Origin of the sequence: Hyalangium versicolor (assembly GCF_020103695.1) — a bacterium.
Lineage (GTDB): Bacteria > Myxococcota > Myxococcia > Myxococcales > Myxococcaceae > Hyalangium > Hyalangium versicolor.
The window spans coordinates 43,600-57,114 of the sequence record NZ_JAHXBF010000019.1; the positions used below are offsets into that span (position 1 = coordinate 43,600).

At 67.3% G+C, this 13,515-nt stretch carries 10 protein-coding genes; 4 read left to right on the plus strand and 6 right to left on the minus strand.

The window, feature by feature from the left end; all coding sequences use genetic code 11:
• Positions 1-396 precede the first annotated feature (396 nt).
• Positions 397-2,925, plus strand: coding sequence for an efflux RND transporter permease subunit (locus KY501_RS34320; RefSeq protein ID WP_224367916.1), 2,529 nt, complete (start codon positions 397-399; stop codon positions 2,923-2,925).
• A gap of 207 nt (positions 2,926-3,132) precedes the next feature.
• Positions 3,133-3,654 carry a hypothetical protein gene (locus KY501_RS34325; RefSeq protein WP_224367917.1) on the plus strand — a complete coding sequence of 174 codons (522 nt, stop codon included), beginning with the start codon at positions 3,133-3,135 and terminating at the stop codon, positions 3,652-3,654.
• Positions 3,655-3,768: 114 nt separating this feature from the next.
• Here the strand turns inward: KY501_RS34325 and KY501_RS34330 are convergent, their stop codons facing one another.
• Positions 3,769-3,978, minus strand: coding sequence for a hypothetical protein (locus KY501_RS34330; protein WP_224367918.1), 210 nt, complete (start codon positions 3,976-3,978; stop codon positions 3,769-3,771).
• A gap of 188 nt (positions 3,979-4,166) precedes the next feature.
• Between KY501_RS34330 and KY501_RS34335 the strand changes: the two genes are divergently transcribed.
• The gene (locus tag KY501_RS34335; RefSeq protein WP_224367919.1) at positions 4,167-5,432 is read left to right on the plus strand and encodes a hypothetical protein; all 1,266 of its coding nucleotides are present in this window, start codon (positions 4,167-4,169) and stop codon (positions 5,430-5,432) included.
• A 68-nt stretch (positions 5,433-5,500) separates the two neighbouring features.
• On the opposite strand, the gene KY501_RS34340 is transcribed toward KY501_RS34335, so the two are convergent.
• Positions 5,501-6,283, minus strand: a complete 783-nt coding sequence (locus KY501_RS34340; RefSeq protein ID WP_224367920.1) for a DUF4142 domain-containing protein — start codon at positions 6,281-6,283, stop codon at positions 5,501-5,503.
• 92 nt (positions 6,284-6,375) lie between these two features.
• Positions 6,376-7,260, minus strand: coding sequence for a hypothetical protein (locus KY501_RS34345; protein ID WP_224368167.1), 885 nt, complete (start codon positions 7,258-7,260; stop codon positions 6,376-6,378).
• Between the two features lie 258 nt (positions 7,261-7,518).
• On the opposite strand from KY501_RS34345, the gene glgX reads away from it, so the two are divergent.
• A complete protein-coding gene (gene glgX, locus KY501_RS34350; RefSeq protein WP_224367921.1) occupies positions 7,519-9,657 on the plus strand; it encodes a glycogen debranching protein GlgX in 2,139 nt (712 codons plus the stop codon).
• A 108-nt stretch (positions 9,658-9,765) separates the two neighbouring features.
• Here the strand turns inward: glgX and KY501_RS34355 are convergent, their stop codons facing one another.
• From KY501_RS34355 to KY501_RS34365, 3 genes are all read right to left on the minus strand, one after another.
• Positions 9,766-11,316, minus strand: a complete 1,551-nt coding sequence (locus KY501_RS34355; protein WP_224367922.1) for a M4 family metallopeptidase — start codon at positions 11,314-11,316, stop codon at positions 9,766-9,768.
• A 122-nt stretch (positions 11,317-11,438) separates the two neighbouring features.
• On the minus strand, positions 11,439-12,545 hold the full coding sequence (locus KY501_RS34360) for a cytochrome P450 (RefSeq protein ID WP_224367923.1): 1,107 nt from the start codon (positions 12,543-12,545) through the stop codon (positions 11,439-11,441).
• Positions 12,546-12,785: 240 nt separating this feature from the next.
• Entirely contained in the window at positions 12,786-13,505 is a 720-nt protein-coding gene (locus KY501_RS34365) for a siderophore-interacting protein (protein WP_224367924.1), read from the minus strand.
• Positions 13,506-13,515: the final 10 nt, after the last annotated feature.

Sequence of the window (13,515 nt, forward strand, 5' to 3'; positions counted from 1 at the left end):
AGGTCAGCAATGAAAGCGGCCCACCATTGCCAGGGTCGTCCCTGGAGTCAACGGATAGGCCCTTTCGGGCGTGCAGGCCGGCAAGCCCTGGGTCCGTAGTCCCATGCTGCGGCGATACAACCTCCTGCCCCTTCATTTCTTCCGACACCGGCTGTTCGGTCTGCCCCCGTCTCACGGGATCCATTAGTCCGACAGTGAGACAGCCCCGGAAAAGAGGTGACCGATCTCACCCTGGGCAGGCGAGCGGCTGACAAGCCCTGTCCCCGCTGCCCGGCCATGGCCACCTTGCCGCCCGGAAGGTGGGGCTCGCATGGCGCGGGCCCGGGAGGGGAATGCGCTGGGTTCACCGCGGTACCGGGGAGGCCCGGACGCGAGGCTCCTGGCGTACCCGCGACCATGGCCTCGGACTCAACGACTTCGACTGGCTGGAGAGGGCGACTGGAGCGAGGGCTCGGCGAGCTGGCGGATGCCAACTACCGGCGCCCGTGGCTCGCGCTGGCCATCGCCCTGGTGCTCAGTGTGCTGGGCGTCTTCTTCGCGCGGGGGCTGTCGCTCGACGCCAATCTGGTGAGCCTGCTGCCTCGCTCGTTCCAGAGCGTGAAGGACCTTCAGCAATTGGAGCAGCGCTTCGGCGGACTGGGCTGGGTGGTGGTGGTGGGCGAGGGCAGCGATGCCGAGTCCCTGCGCCGCTTCGCCGACGAGATGGCGCCCAAGCTGGAGTCGCTGCCGGACATCCGCTTCGTGGAGGTGCGGCGGCCGGGGACTTTCCTCTCGAACCACGCGCTCTACTTCCTGTCGGTGGACGACTTGAAGGAGGTGGAGCGGCGCCTGGACGCGCGCATCACCTATGAGAAGGAGCGCGCCAACCCGCTCTACGTATCGCTGCTGGATGAGCAACCACCCTCGCTGGACTTCTCGGATCTGGAGGCGAAGTACGGCGCGGGCAGCGTGCGCCGGCTTGCGGGCTCCAATTCGAACTCGAACGGGGAGTACTACCTGGACCCGGCCGCGCAACGCGTGGTGCTGCTGGCCAAGCCCGAGGGCATCTCCGCGGACCTGGACTTCTCCCGCCGCGTCGTGGACGAGGTGGACAAGCTGCTGAAGTCGGAGGACCTGTCGAAGTACGGGAAGGACTTCCACACGTCCATCACCGGCACCTTCCAGAAGAAGCTGGATCAGCAGAAGCAGATCGGCCGGGACATCGCGGTGTCCTCGGCGGTGGCGGGCGTGCTGCTGCTGCTGTACCTGATGCTGCACTTCCGCAGCGGGCTGGCGGTGGCGCTGGTGCTGGTGCCAGTGGGCATGGGCCTGGCGTGGACCTATGGGCTGGTGGGGCTCGCCTACGGGCGGGTGAACCTGCTCACGGGCTTCCTGGGCGCCATCCTGGGAGGCCTCGGCATCGAGCACGGCATCCACCTGCTGGGGCGCTACCTGTACCTGCGCGGCCAGGGATGGAAGGAGGAGGAGGCCACGCGCGAGTCCTTCACCCATACGGGCAGCGCGGCGCTCACGTCCGCGTTGGTGGCGGGGCTCACCTTCTTCATCCTGGGCACCTCGCGCTTCCGCGCGTTCCGCGAGTTCGGTGTCATCGCTGGCATCGGCATGCTGCTCATGGTGCTGGCGTATGTGCTGGTACTGCCGGCGGTGCTGGGGCTGGCGGCGCGGCTGGGGTGGAAGCCGGGCAAGGCCTCCATGGCCCACCAGCGCGCGCCGCTGGGCTCCGTGGTGGTGCGCTGGCGCCGCCCGCTGACGCTGGTGTCGGCCGTGGTGGTGGCGGTGCTCGTGGCGAACATTGGCCGCGTGCGCTTCGACTACAACTTCGACTCGCTGGAGGATCAGCAGCTCCCCTCGTTCATATTGGATCGCCAGGTGAACCGGCTGATCGGCTACTCGCAGACGCCCGTGGTGGTGTTGGCCAACAGCCCGGAGGAGGAGCGCGCGGTGGTGCGGGAACTGCGCGAGCAGAAGGAGCGGCTGGGTGAGCGCTCCACCATCGACTTCGTCGCCTCGCTGGAGACGCTGGTGCCCACGGATCAGGCGGCCAAGCAAAAGGTGCTGAAACAGATCCAGGGGCTGCTCGAGGATGTCCCCGAGGGCCAGCTCGATGCGAAGCAGCGCGAGCAACTCACGGAGCTACGGGCCCAGGTGCGCGCGACGCCGTTCACCGTGGAGGATCTACCCGTCTCCATGCGAAGGCAGTTCGAGGGACTCCAGGGGCAGGGCGGTTTCGTGCTGGTGTATCCGCGGATCAGCCTGGGAGATGGGCAAGCCATCCGGACGCTGGCTCGGGAGGTGCGCGAGGTGACGAAGCTCGGTCAGGGCCACATCGCCGTGGCGGGTGAGCCCATGGTGCTGGCGGACATCCTCGACATGGTGACGAAGGAGGCCCCCCTCATCCTCGTGGGCTCGCTGCTGGCGGTGCTGGTGGCCATGTGGGTGACATTGGGCAGCCTGCGGATGGCGTCGCTGTGTCTGACGCCCACGGTGGTGTCGCTGCTGGCGCTGGTGGGGGTGATGCCTCTGCTGAAGATGGAGTTCAACTACCTCAACATCCTCGTCATCCCGGTGCTCATCGGTACGACGGTGGATGCGGGCGTGCACCTGCTCACGCAACTGGTGTCGCCCGAGAGTGACTTCGTCGCGGTGTACTCGGAGACGGGGCGCGCCATCTGTGGCGGCCTGTTGACGAGCGCCGTGGGCTTCGGCGCCCTCTTCCTGGCGGGACACCCGGGTCTGTTCTCGGTGGGAGCGCTCGCCATCCTCGGCTTCGGGGTGAATCTGCTGGTGATGCTGGTGGCCTTCCCAGCGCTCCTGCTGTGGCTCTCGGAGCGGCGCAGGCGCAAACAGTTGATGCGGCAGCCTCCACCGCTCGGCGAGGAGCAGACCCCTCCGCCTCACCCTCCTGACGCGACTCCCGTGAGCTGAGGCAGCGCTTCAGGTGATTCGACGCGGGCCGCCCCACGGGGTGGCCCGTTTTCTTTTGGACCTCGGAATGTCCGCAAGGGCCGTCGGACGCGCGGGTGTCGCCCGAAGAGCGTGCGGCCTGGCGGGCGGCCCATGCAAGCACGGCTCCTGCTGCTCAGGTTCCCGCGCAGAGACACGAAGGCACCTGAAACCGAAAGGACAAACACCATGAAGCTCAATCGAAAGAAGTTCCTGGTCGCAGGTCTGCTCGCGGGCGCGCTCACGTTCGTGGGCTGCAAGTCGGACAGCTCCGCGGAGCGCACGGGCACCACCGACACCACGCAGACTCCCGCCACGGGCACGGACACCTCCGGCACCAACACGGGCACCGGGACGGACACCTCCAACACCGGGACGAACCCTGGCACCGGCGGCTCCGGTGACGCCGACATCAGCACCACCAAGCCGTCGGACGACAACCTCTATATGCCGGAGGATGATCCCCTCCGCACCAAGCAGGACGACACCGTGCGCCAGGGCGAGTCCGAGCAGGGCGTCCATGACAACACCGCCCTCCCGCCCGAGTCCGGCACCGGTGGCTCCGGCCTCGACAACAATGACGCCATCGACGACAACCTGAACGATGGCGGCAACGTCGATGATCTCCGCATCCCGGACTCCCCGCAGGACGTGCGGCCCGACGGCCTGGGGAGCGACAGCCAGAGCCAGATCCCTGAAGGGGCTCGCTAGCCGGCCTCTGACTCGGAGCTGAGCATTCCCGACGCCCGCGCACTCGCGCGGGCGTTGTCTTTCAAAAGGTAGGACTTGGAGCGGACATCTACACCATCACCAAGTGGTGACCGCTCAGCTCACTCCGACGCCGGGATACGGAGTGGAAGTCGGTTGCGGCTCGATGATGCGCGGCTCGCTGCCCCGGCCCGGCGTCCTCCCAGGGCCCTCCGAAGGCCGCAGGGGCGGCGTACTCGGAGCGCGCTCTTCGTCCTCGGTCTGGGCAGTGCGGCCCGGGTGCGGCGTCTCTGGCGTGGGAATGTGCAACACGTCCTTCTTGCTCATGGCACGGCCTCCCGAAGTGATGCTCTCGAGAGTCAAAGTTGGAGAGCCCTCGCCCGGCTGGACACCCTCTCCGAGAGGGAGCACCACCCCTTGCATGCAAGGCAGCCCATCAGGCGCCAGATGACATAAGTTCCCGCGCCCATTCTGTTGGCCCAGAACAAACCGCGGTCTCCACCACTCGAGGAGTGATGAGCGTCAAGCTGCTGCTGGCAGGTCGATACCAGGGAGGCGAATCCCTCCTCTCCCCTCCCGAGGAGCCAACGCCCTGGCTCGATCGCGTGGAGAAGTGGTTCCAGGGCGCCGCCGGAGAGTTGCTGGAGAGCTCTCGGATCACCGCAGGTCCTCAGGGGGCACCGCTCCTGTTGCTGCGTCTGCACCCCGCTGCGGGAGAGGTCTCCGTGCTGGCCGCCGGGCAGGCCCGGGTGGTGGTCTCGGCGGAGACCTTCGCTGTGGGGCCGGGCTATCACCTCTACCTTTGCGACCTGCTGAAGCAGCTCGGGAAGGATCTCCACATCACCTGGGCGGAGCGAGCCTCCGATGAGGACGTGGGTGACCCGACGGGCTACTTCCACACGGGCGATGCCGGTCCCGTGGCGGAGCAGATGCTGGACATCCTCCGCACCTCGGCCGCGCAGGTGCTGGACATGCGAAGCCGGGGGTATTTCGGTTTCGCGCTGTCCCTGCACTTCGGCCACATCTTCGAGCACCCGGGTGCCCTGCTCACGCCGCTCGGTCCCCGGGACGAGAGCTGGCTGCAGGCCGTGCGCGAGGATCCCCAGCGCGGCAAGGATGTGTTCTCCTGGTGGGAGCCAGGGCTCGGCGCGGCCTCACGCCTCGGCCGCGCACTCAGCCGGCTCTGGACAGAGGTGGTGTGGCGCCCACCGCTGCTCGAGGAGGAACGCCGCCTCTTCCGCAACGTGACGAAACTCCTGGAGCAGGCCTGGCGCGAGGACCCTGCGCTGAACTACCCGTGGCGCGAGTGGCAGGAGGTGCTCGGCTACCTGGGCATGGGCGGGACTCTGGCCGAGGAGATCAGCCACCGCGCGGCGCTCGCGCCCGAGGGGCCACGGATCGGCTACCGCCGGGGCTCGGTGCAGGTATCGCTGCCCGCGGGCTGGGAGATCCGCATCCCGGGCTCGCTCGCCGAGGAGCACCTGAGTGATGGGAGCTGGGTGGCGAGGGACCACCGGCGCAGCGTGCGCTTCGTGCCTCTGGGGAATGCGGATGACATCGCTCCCGCGAGCCCCGAGCGCCGCGCGCTGGAGCTGGAGCATCATGGAGCCCGGGTGAGTGGCCGCGCGTCACTGCACCTGGAGCCGGGCGAGTGCCGCCTCACCGCGCTGTGCCGGTCCGGCAAGCAGCGCGCGCTGTGCGTGGTGAGCTTCGATGATCCGGAGGAACAGGACTGGGCGCTGGGCATCTGGCGCTCCCTGGATCGCGCCGTCGCGGCATGAAAAGAAAAGGAGCCGCGGCGATCGCTCCGCCACGGCCCCCTACCTCTCACCGCGAAGTGAACCAGCGGCTAATACTTCTTCTGGCCGCTGCCCGGGTCGAGCGTGTTCTTGTCGCCGGGGCTCTTGGTGCCCTTGTTCGTGTCACCCGCGCCGCCTGTGCCCGAACCCATGTCGTGGTGTACGTCCGAGCCGACGTCACCCGAGCCGCCCACACCCGAGGTCGCACCCGGGCCGTTGCGGCCGAGCAGCGAGTACGCTTGCTGACGGTGCTGGGTGACGGAGGTGGCGAGCTGCTGGAGCAACGGGGTCAGCCCGGCGTCGGTGGCGCTCTGCTGTCCCGCCATCAGCTCTCCGAGCACCGCGTCATGGTCTCCCACCATGCTCGCCAGGAAACACGCGTCGAACGGCACGCCCTTGAGCACCTGGAGCTTCTCCATATTGGCCTTCCCAGCGGCCATGGACCGACGCTCCACATCATCCAGCGGCTTGGGCTCGCCCAGCTTGAGGCCCTTCTTCTGCGCATAGGCCATGACCTGCTGATCGGCCGAGGTGTGGTCCTTCACCAGCATGTCGCCATAGGACTTCACGTCCTGGCTCTGGGCGTTCTGCTGCGCCAGCTTGCCTAGCTGAATCTCCTGCTGGTTCGCGTGGTGAATGCGCTCGAGCATGGCCTTCTCATCCGCGGGCACCTTGAAACCCAGGTGCTCCACCATGCCGCCCTTGGCCGCGCTCTTCCCTGGGGTGGCGCTGGTGTCCTTGGACGCCTGCCCCTGCGTGTTGGCCTGGGCCAGCGCGGAACCTCCCACCATCAGCGAACCCGCGAGGAGGAGTCCCTGAATCATGCGCTTCATGTGCTGCTCTCCCTTCGTCGAAGACCGCTGTCGGTGAGTCCCCCATGGGCTCCCTTCCCCGCGGTCGATGGAAAACGGGCGCGCTACTCGGATCAGCGACGGCCCTTGCGAAGCACGTCGATCCGCGTCGCGTAGGTGTCTCCGGAGACGAGGTCGAACGAGGCGCGGACCTCGCTGCCCTCTCGGATGCGCGCCACGGGGATGCGCTGCCCACCGCTGCGAGCGCGGGTGGCCTGGTTCACGTGCAGGACGTAGGACTCTCCGGTCTCACGATCGATGACCTCGATGGACTTCTTGGAGACGTTGCGCACGCGGCCCTCGAAGACGGCGCTGGCCAGCGGCTGGGGCTGCGCGTCCGCGGACGCACCGGAGCCGCCCGTGCCCGAGCTTCCCTGATTGCGGCGATCCTTGACGTTATCGAGTTCCGAGCGAAGACGATCCACCTCGGCTCTCAGCTTCGAGAGTTCCACCTGGGGATCATCCGAGGCAGCGCCCACCGTCGTCTGCGGCCTGGGGTTCACCGCGCCTGGAGAGGCGGTGCCACCCGCGCCGGTGCCGCCAGCAGTGCCCCCACCGCTGACATCAGTCCCTGCGCCGCCCGCGCCTCCCGTGCCGGATGCCTGCTCAGGCGGTCCATAGAGAGTCGTCCCCGAGTCCGCTCCCATCGAGCCCTGGCCCACGCCTCCCGTACCTCCCACGCCGGCCCCTGTCTGATCCGCACCGCCCAGCGTGCCCTGGCTCTGAGGTTGCACCGAGAAGGAGCCCGTCGTCGGCGGTCCTCCCTGCGCCCCACCTCCGATCGTCCCGGCACCCTGCGGGTTGGCCGTCGCCTCCCCTCCGCCCTGCGTGGTATCGGCTCCGCCCGCTCCCACGGTCGCGCCGCCAGCGCCCGCTCCTCCCCCACCCTGCTGGGCGTGGCTCCTCAGGGGCACGGTGAAAGTGACCGCGAGTGCGGCCGCCAGGATGACCTTTCGCATGGGCTCGGCTCCTCCATCTCTGGATGCGCAGAGAAGTTGAGCCGTGGACACCTGGGCACCAAGGGGGATGGAAGGCTGACTCCGCCTGTCTGCCTGCTGGCAGAGCCACCCGCCAACAGGCACCTTCTCGTTCAGTGGTGGTCAGACCCCTTGCCTTCCCACGCACATCTGTTTGGAAGCGACTGAACACACCTTGAACACCGTGCCACGCGCTCCCAGATTCACCGGACATCCGACAGACAGAGGGACGGCAGGGCGATGGCAATCGAAGTGTGGCCGGGGAAGCCTTATCCCCGCGGGGCAACGTACGACGGCACCGGAGTCAACTTCGCGGTCTACTCCCAGGTGGCGACGCGGGTCGAGGTCTGCATCTTCGACCCTCACAACCCCGCGCGGGAGATAGAACGCTTCGATCTGCCCGAGGTAACGGAGTTCGTCTGGCACGGTTACGTGTCCGGCCTGGAACCGGGAACGCTCTACGGCCTGCGCGTGCATGGCCCGTATGATCCCGCGCACGGCCACCGCTGCAACCCGCACAAGCTGCTGGTCGACCCCTACGCCAAGGCGCTCTTCGGCGAGGTGGACTGGAAGCAGCCCGTCTTCGGCTACACGCTGGGCCACAAGGATCAGGACCTGGCGCGCGACGAGCAGGACAGTGCCGCCGGCATGCCCAAGGGCGTGGTGGTGAGCGACTTCTTCGACTGGGGCAATGATCGGCGCCCGGACGTCCCCTGGCGCAAGACGGTCATCTACGAGGCGCACGTGCGTGGGCTCACCATGCGCCACCCCGCCGTGCCCGAGCACCAGCGCGGCACCTACGCGGGCCTGTCCCACCCGGCCGTCATCGAGCACCTGCTCAAGCTGGGCGTCACGGCGGTGGAGCTGCTGCCAGTACACGAGGCCGCGGACGACGCGTTCCTCAACGACAAGGGCCTGTCCAACTACTGGGGCTACAGCACCCTCAACTACTTCGCTCCCGAACAGCGCTATGCCAGCCGCCGCACACCGGGCTCGCAGGTGGCCGAGTTCAAGTCGATGGTGAAGGCCCTGCACGCGGCCGGCATCGAAGTCATCCTCGACGTCGTCTACAACCACACCAACGAGGGCAACCACCTGGGGCCCACGCTGTCTTTCAAGGGCATCGACAACGCGGCGTACTACTGGCTGATGCCGGACTCGCGCTACTACCTGGACTTCACCGGGTGCGGCAACAGCCTGAACGCCTCGCAGCCCCAAGCCGCGCGCCTCATCTCCGACTCGCTGCGCTACTGGGTGACGGAGATGCACGTGGATGGGTTCCGCTTCGATCTGGCCACCACCCTGGGTCGACTCGGCGGGGGCGAGTTCAGCCCGAACGCGCCCATGTTCCAGATCATCAACCAGGATCCGGTGCTTCAGAAGGTGAAGCTCATCGCCGAGCCATGGGACGTGGGGCTGGGCGGCTACCAGGTGGGGCAGTTCCCGGCGCCGTGGCGCGAGTGGAATGGCAAGTACCGCGACGCCTTGCGCCGCTATTGGAAGGGCGACGAGAACCTGGCGGGAGAGGTGGGCCACCGGCTGGCGGGCTCCTCGGACATGTTCCAGTCGGCGCGGCGCCGGCCCCAGGCCAGCATCAACTTCGTCACCGCGCATGACGGCTTCACGCTGCACGACCTGGTGACGTACAGCCATAAGCACAACGAGGCCAACGGCGAGTACAACCGCGACGGCGCGGACGACAACCAGGCATGGAACTGCGGCGTGGAGGGCGAGACGGCCGACCCGAACGTCACCTCCCTGCGCGAGCGCCAGAAGCGCAACCTGCTGGCCTCGCTCTTCCTGTCCCAGGGTGTGCCCATGCTGGTGGCGGGCGACGAGATGGGGCGCACCCAGGGCGGCAACAACAACGCCTACTGCCAGGACACCGAGCTCTCGTGGGTGGACTGGAACCTGGACGAGCGGCGCAAGGCACTGTGCGAGTTCACCTCGCGGCTCATCCAGTTCCGTCACCGGATGCCGGTGCTGCAGCGCCGCCGCTTCTTCCAGGGCGACCACATCTGGGACTCGCACTTCAAGGATCTGACGTGGTACCGGCCGGACGGCACGGAGATGAGCCCGGAGGACTGGCAGAAGCCCTTCACCCGCTCGCTGGCGTTCCTGTTGGGTGGGGATGCCATCCCCACGCCGGACGAGCGGGGCCAGCGCATCATCGGCGACGCCTTGCTGGTGCTGCTCAACGCGCACCACGAGCCCATGCGCTTCATCGCGCCCCAGCCGCCCCCGGGCCGGCAGTGGGTGCTCGAGTTCTACACGGCGGATGACTCGCGAGGCTCGGAGCCCGTTCCCTCGAACCAGTTCGAGCTCACCGGCCGCTCACTCGCGGTGTTCCGCGAGGCCCCGCGCAACGAGAAGGCCTGAGCCCGCAAAGACCACGGGCCGGCTCCCAGGGGGTAAGAGCCGGCCCGCTAGGCTTCAGGAAAAAACCAGGGTGGGGTCCCCTGCCTGAAGCTGAGATTCAAACTTGCGTCAGTTCACGCTGACCGCGGACCACGCCGCCGCCACCGCGTTGTACTGGGTGCTGCCCGTGCCGTAGAGATCCTTCGCGGCGTTCAGCGTCGCCGTACGCGCGGCCGCGTACTTGGTGGACGACGTCATGTACACCGTCAGCGCGCGGTACCAGATCTTCTCCGCCGCGGACCGGCCGATGCCCGTCACCGTCGAGCCATTGCACGTCGGGCTCGCAGGGCTGCCGTTGGAGCCCTCCGCCAGCAGGTAGAAGAAGTGGTTGGCCACGCCGCTGGAGTAGTGCACGTCCAGCGAGCCCACGCTGCTCGACCAGCAGTTGGCCGACTTGCCGTCCTTCGAGGGGTTGTACATGTAGCGCAGCGCGTCCCCGGCCGTGCTCGGCGTGTAGATCTTCTCGCCGATGAGGTAGTCGCCCGCGTCGCTGCTGTTGGCCGCGTAGTACTCCACCATGGAGCCGAAGATGTCGCTGGTGGCCTCGTTCAGGCCGCCGGACTCACCCGAGTACACCAGGCCCGCGGTGCGGCTGGTGACGCCGTGGGTCATCTCGTGGCCCGCCACGTCGATGGAGGTCAGCGGGGTGAACGTCGTCCCATCGCCATCGCCGTACGTCATGCAGAAGCAGCTGTCGGACCAGAAGGCATTGTTGTACTTGCTGCTGTAGTGCACCCGGTTGTAGCCGGAGCCGCCCGAGCCGTTGATGCCGTTCCGGCCGTGCACGTTCTTGTAGTAGTCGTACGTCTTCTGGATGCCGTAGTGCGCGTCCACCGCGGCCGACTGGGCGTTCGAGCTGGCGCCGGTGCCCCACGTGTTGTCCGCGTCGGTGAAGATGCTGCCGCCGCTGGTGCCGTTGTTCAGGTTGAGCGTGTAGAAGCCGGTGCCGCGCGTGGTGTCACGCATCTCGTAACCGCTGGTGACGGAGTTGGTGGTGATGGACACCGCGCCCAGGTAGAGCGAGTTGCCCGTGCCCGTGGCGGTGGCGGTGTGCACCATGTCCCAGCTCTCGAGGACCGCGCCCGTCTGCGCATCCACCAGCACGTGCAGCTCGCTGGGGGTGCCGTCCTTGCGGACACCCTCGAGCACCACCTCGTGCGCCAGCGCCGGCTTCTCGCCGCGCAGGGAGATGACGAGCTCCGCGGAGGCCGGGCCCACGCGCTCGCCATCGAACACCTTCTCCGCGAGCACCGTGGCGCCCGCCGCGTCGATGGTGGGCTTCACCGACAGCCCGCGCAGGGGCAGCTGGTTGGAAGCGGAAATGTCGCGCAGCTGGCCGAACTCGTCGTGGTGCACCACCACGTCGCCGCCAATCACGCGCAGGCCCTGGAAGCGCTTGTCGAAGCGGACGTGCTCCGCGCCCGTGTCATCGAGCATGACGCCGCGAGCTACCAGCTCCTCACCCGGCGACTGCGAGCTGCGCAGCGCCTGCTGGGCGCGCGTCACAGAGCCAACGCTCTCCGCGGCGTCGAGCTCCTGCGTCGAAGTGACGGTGGACTCTGTGCTGCCACAACCTACGAGTGTCAGTGTTGCCAGTGCTGCAACCAGGTTTCGAGTCATACGAGGGACCTCTCCGGGGGATTACTGCGAGGCGGGTCCCTTCTAGCAATCATGAGTATTCCTGTAAAGCAGGATTTGACTCAGAACCTAATAAATCAAGCTACACGAGGACTTAGGACTACTCAAGTCTCGCGGGTAAAAGCCAGGGGTAGCTGCACAGGGCCGCGGACATGGAGCGCGTGGTTCCACTCCACCTGGGTGGCGTCGAGTGTGCGCAGGCCGCTCACCTTCGAGAAGAGCGCTTCCAACCCCAGCCGCGCCTCCATGCGTGCGAGCGCGGCTCCCAGGCAGAAGTGAACGCCATAGCCAAAAGTCAATCCGCCGGACTTCTCGCGATCGATGTCGAAGCGGTCGGGTTCGGGGAACTGGTGGGGATCCCTGCCCGCTGCCGCCAGCATCAAATACACCATTGCCCCCTTGGGAATGGTGGCGCCCGACAAGGCGATATCCGTCTGGGCTCGCCGGAAGACGCCGTGGACGGAGGGCTCGAAGCGCAGCACCTCTTCGATGAGCTGGGGGATGCGTGCGGGTTGGGCTCGCACGCGCTGGAAGACCTCGGGCCGCGAGGAGAGGGTAATCATCGTGTTGCCCAGCAGGTGCACCGTCGTCTCCAGGCCCGCCAGCAGCAGCAGCCCACAGAAGGCCAGCAATTCCTGGTCGTTCAGGGCCTTGCCATCCACCTCGGCCCGGATCAGCTCCGAGACCATGTCGTCCCGCGGTTCGCGCCGGCGCGCCTCGAGCACCTCACTCATGTAGCGCTCCATCTCCCGGAAGCTCTCGCGGATGCCTCCCACCGTCTCGGGCGTGTGGACGCCCGACATGGCGGAGATCACATCATCCATCCACCGCTTGAAGTGGGTATGAAGCGAGCGATCCAGGCCCAACAGGTCGCCGATGACGAAGGCAGGCAGCGGCAGGGCGAACTCGGAGATGAACTCCACCTCACCCTTGCGTGCCACGTTCGTGGCCAGCTCCTCGGAGAGGCTGCGAATACGTGCTTCGATCCGGCTCATGGAGGGGCCACCGAAGGCGCGGCTCACCAGACTGCGCAGCTTGGTGTGGGCCGGCGGATCCATGGAGACCATCGACTTGCCAAGGATGGCATGGCCCATGGGGACATCCGACAAGAAGCTGGGGATCGTCGCTCCATAGACTTCCGAGGAGAACCGCTGTGTGTCCTTCAGCGCGGTGAGGCAGTCCTCATAGCGGGTGATCGCCCACAGCGACATGGGCTCGACCTGGCATACGGGGCTTCGCTCCAACAGTTCCGCATAGACGGGGTATGGGTTGGAGCGAAACGCCGGACTCATCAAGTTGACGTGTGAGGGCATGGCGAGAATGCTAGCCCATGGCAGAAACGCACCGTGATAGGGGGAACCCAGGGTGACCGTCTGGTTTGATGAGAACCCGCCAATCCATCCTGCTCACCGGCAGTGACAAGAAGGCGCTTCACCGTCGGCCGTGGCGCTTCAGTCGAGCCCGGCCTTCCCCAGCGACCAGTACGCCTTCACCTTCTGCGCTGAGCCCACCCCGGAAGCCTTGAGCTGGGCCCGCAGCGCCTGGATGGCCTGGGCCCTGCCCGTCATGACGAGCTGCGCTCCCGGCCGCCGCTCCACCGCCGCCCGCAGCCGCTCCGCCACCGCCGGCAGGTGCGTGTCCCCGGGTTCCCGCTCCACCACGTGGCTCCCAGAGAGACCGAACTCCTTCAACACGGCCTCGGACTCCTCGCGCGAGGACACCTCGAACACCTGCTCGATGTCTCCCGCGCCAGCGCGCAGGTTGCGCAGCGCATGCGCCACCGCGAAGGACGTCTCGTCCCCGAAGAGCACCACGGGGCCTCGGAGGGCCTCCAACGGAAGCGACCCGCGAGGCCCGAAGAACTGGCAGCGGTCTCCCGCGCGCACGCCGCGGCCCCACTCCGCGCCAGGGCTGTTGCCGTGGAGATAGACGAGAAACTGCGTCGCCCCGCGTGCCACATCCCAGGCCAGCGGGGTGTATGTCCGCATCCCCACGCCAGGGAGGTACACCTGGACCTTGTCGCCCGCGCTCCAGGAGACGCCGCGAAGTCCCTCACCCACCAGCTCCATCCAGCGGAAGTGCGGGGAAACGTCGCGGACGCTCTCGATGCGGGATTCTCGGAACAGGAACCGCCCCAGCACACCGCCGATGATTGCCTTCCCTGAAGCCATTCGTGCCGCT

Excerpts from the sequence above, each read along its gene's own strand:
- KY501_RS34320 (WP_224367916.1), top strand. The coding sequence starts at position 397 with ATGGCCTCGGACTCAACGACTTCGACTGGCTGGAGAGGGCGACTGGAG.
- KY501_RS34325 (WP_224367917.1), top strand. The coding sequence starts at position 3,133 with ATGAAGCTCAATCGAAAGAAGTTCCTGGTCGCAGGTCTGCTCGCGGGC.
- KY501_RS34330 (WP_224367918.1), bottom strand. The coding sequence starts at position 3,978 with ATGAGCAAGAAGGACGTGTTGCACATTCCCACGCCAGAGACGCCGCAC.
- KY501_RS34335 (WP_224367919.1), top strand. The coding sequence starts at position 4,167 with ATGAGCGTCAAGCTGCTGCTGGCAGGTCGATACCAGGGAGGCGAATCC.
- KY501_RS34340 (WP_224367920.1), bottom strand. The coding sequence starts at position 6,283 with ATGAAGCGCATGATTCAGGGACTCCTCCTCGCGGGTTCGCTGATGGTG.
- KY501_RS34345 (WP_224368167.1), bottom strand. The coding sequence starts at position 7,260 with ATGCGAAAGGTCATCCTGGCGGCCGCACTCGCGGTCACTTTCACCGTG.
- glgX (WP_224367921.1), top strand. The coding sequence starts at position 7,519 with ATGGCAATCGAAGTGTGGCCGGGGAAGCCTTATCCCCGCGGGGCAACG.
- KY501_RS34355 (WP_224367922.1), bottom strand. The coding sequence starts at position 11,316 with ATGACTCGAAACCTGGTTGCAGCACTGGCAACACTGACACTCGTAGGT.
- KY501_RS34360 (WP_224367923.1), bottom strand. The coding sequence starts at position 12,545 with ATGTCGCTGTGGGCGATCACCCGCTATGAGGACTGCCTCACCGCGCTG.
- KY501_RS34365 (WP_224367924.1), bottom strand. The coding sequence starts at position 13,505 with ATGGCTTCAGGGAAGGCAATCATCGGCGGTGTGCTGGGGCGGTTCCTG.